Here is a 2,566-nt window from a genome sequence, read left to right as displayed (position 1 = left end):
GCTTCGACCGCGCTGCGGAAATACGGCGCGGCGATCAGGGTGGCCAGCTCGGGGTCCTGGTCGTAGGCCTCCTTGATGCGGTTGAGGAACTTGGCCCGGATGATGCAGCCGCCGCGCCAGATGGTGGCCATGTCACCGAGCGTGATGTTCCAGTCGTACTCGGCGCTGCCAGCCTGAATCTGGTTGAAGCCCTGGGCGTACGCGATGATCTTCGAGGCATACAGCGCCTTGCTGACGTCGTCGATGAACTGCGCCGCGTCGGTGGGGTTGGCGCCAAGATCCCCGGAGGCGAGGCCGGTGGTGGCCTTGCGTTGCGCGACCGAACCCGACAGCGCGCGGGCGAAGACGGCCTCGGCGATGCCGGTGACCGGGACACCCAGATCGAGGGCCGACTTCACGGTCCACCGGCCGGTGCCCTTCTGCTCAGCCTCGTCGAGGATGACGTCGACGAGCGGCTTGCCGGTCTTGGCGTCGACCTGCTTCAGCACCTCGGCCGTGATCTCGATGAGGTAGCTGTCGAGGTCGCCGGAATTCCACTCCGCGAAGATGTCGGCGATCTCGGGCGCGGTCTTGCCCAGTCCGTCGCGCAGTAGCTGGTAGGCCTCGCCGATGAGTTGCATGTCGGAGTACTCGATGCCGTTGTGCACCATCTTGACGAAGTGGCCAGCCCCGTCGGGGCCGATGTGCGTGCAGCACGGCACCCCGTCGACGTGGGCGGAGATGTCCTCCAGCAGGGGGCCGAGCGACTTGTAGGACTCGGCCGGTCCACCCGGCATGATCGACGGGCCGTTGAGCGCGCCCTCCTCGCCGCCGGAGATGCCCGCGCCCACGAAGTGCAGGTCGCGGTCGCGGATGGCCTTCTCGCGCCGAATGGTGTCGGTGTAGAGGGAGTTGCCACCATCGATGATGATGTCGCCCTCCTCCATGGCGTCGGCAAGCTCGTTGATGACGGCGTCGGTGGGGTCGCCCGCCTTGACCATGATGATGACGCGTCGCGGCTTCTCGAGCGCCGCGAGGAATTGCGGAATGGTCTCGCTCCGAACGAAATTGCCCTCCGAGCCGTGGTCCTTCAGCAGCGCGTCGGTCTTGGCGACCGAGCGGTTGTGCAGCGCAACGGTGTAGCCGTGATGGGCGAAGTTGCGCGCGAGATTCGAGCCCATCACGGCGAGGCCGGTGACCCCGATCTGTGCCGTGCCGGTGGTATCGGAGGAGGTGTCGGACGGAGTCACGGGCAGCCTTTCGTCGTGTGTCGTGGCACTGAGGTATTGGGGTCGAAGCAGTGGGTCGGTCAGGCGGCGAAGAGTCGCCTCAGCTCGGTCAGCCACGGCACCGCGAGCGCGATGGTGGGTATGACGAGCACCGCCGCGGCGGACAGGTACGCCGCTGCCGAGAGTACGAGGCTGTTGGGCCGACCACCCAGGCGCCTCACCCTCAACACCGTGGTCGGGCCGCCTGCGGCGAGGGCACCCGACGGCGTACGTCCCGCGGCACATGCCACCAGGGCCCGGGCGAGGGGAGTGGGGCCTGCAACGCGGACGGCGGCGTCGTCGGCGAGCAGTTCGATCAACAGTCGCACCGCATCCAGCGCACTGGCGCTGCGCACGAACCGGGGGAACGCCGCGTGGACGGCGGTGAACATCTCGAGAACGAGGTCGTGCCGGGCGCGCAGGTGGGCCTGCTCGTGGCTGAGTATCGCCGCAATCTCGCCGGCCGCCAGGGTGGTGAGCGTCCCCTGGCTCACGACGACGCGGCTGCGTACGCCGGGCAGGCAGTAGGCCAGGGGCTGTGCAACGTCGAGGATGCGCAGCCCGCTGGCCCGCGTACACACCTCGGGCGCGAAGTCGTGCGAACTCGCGAGAAGGTCGACCATCATCCGGTGATGTGCGCGCCTGCGGCGGGTCGCGATCGCGACCTGGACCACGGCGACCGCGAGCCGCGCCCCGACCAGCACCGTGAGCGCGAACACTGCGACGTAGAGCAGCCACAGCGGCCAGCCGAGCGCGTGGATCTCACTGGTGACGGTGGCGGTCGGGCGGCCGTCGGGGCCGGGTACGAACAGCCTGCTGACGATCGCGATGCCCGCGCTGAAGGCGGAGAGCACGGCGGCCAGGGCAATCGACTGCCACAGCACAATGGCGGCCCGTGGCGCGCGCAGCGGCCAGGAGGCTCGCGCCAACATTGCCGGGACCGGCCCGACGAGCAACAACGCTACGAGAGCGAAGGCCAGCGCGGACACCCCATCAGTCTCCCTCAGGCATGGCCCGGATTGCTAGCCGGAGATGCGTGGCGATGCTTGGCCTCGAGTTCGGCAAGGGCACGGCGCAGCGCGTCCGCCTCGTCGGCACCGACGCGTTCGACGAAGTGGACCAGTGCCGCTTCGCGGCTACCCGAGTCCGATACCTGGTCAAGCGCGTCGACCATCAGTCCTGCGACCAGTTCGTCGCGGCCGTGAGTGGGTGCGTACCGGTGCGCGCGATCGTCTCTGTGCTGCACCACGAGGTTCTTCTTCGCTAGGCGCTGAAGCACCGTCATGACCGTCGTGTATGCCAGGTCGCGCCGTGTCGAG

At 68.4% G+C, this 2,566-nt stretch carries 3 protein-coding genes; all 3 read right to left on the bottom strand.

Features of this window, described 5'->3' with window-relative positions; translation table 11 throughout:
* A partial coding sequence (gnd, locus tag QOD90_RS02775; RefSeq protein WP_526346442.1) for an NADP-dependent phosphogluconate dehydrogenase occupies positions 1-1,160 on the bottom strand: 1,160 nt, incomplete at its 3' end.
* A gap of 128 nt (positions 1,161-1,288) precedes the next feature.
* Positions 1,289-2,236 (bottom strand): M56 family metallopeptidase, encoded by a 948-nt coding sequence (locus tag QOD90_RS02770; protein WP_526346440.1) that lies wholly within the window; start codon positions 2,234-2,236, stop codon positions 1,289-1,291.
* A gap of 14 nt (positions 2,237-2,250) precedes the next feature.
* On the bottom strand, positions 2,251-2,566 hold a 316-nt coding region (locus QOD90_RS02765), incomplete at its 5' end, for a BlaI/MecI/CopY family transcriptional regulator (RefSeq protein ID WP_526346438.1).

The sequence above is a fragment of the Mycobacterium sp. genome, assembly GCF_032161845.1.
GTDB lineage: Bacteria > Actinomycetota > Actinomycetes > Mycobacteriales > Mycobacteriaceae > Mycobacterium.
Note: the sequence above shows the minus strand (reverse complement) of the source record. Positions and strands in the feature narration are given on the sequence as shown.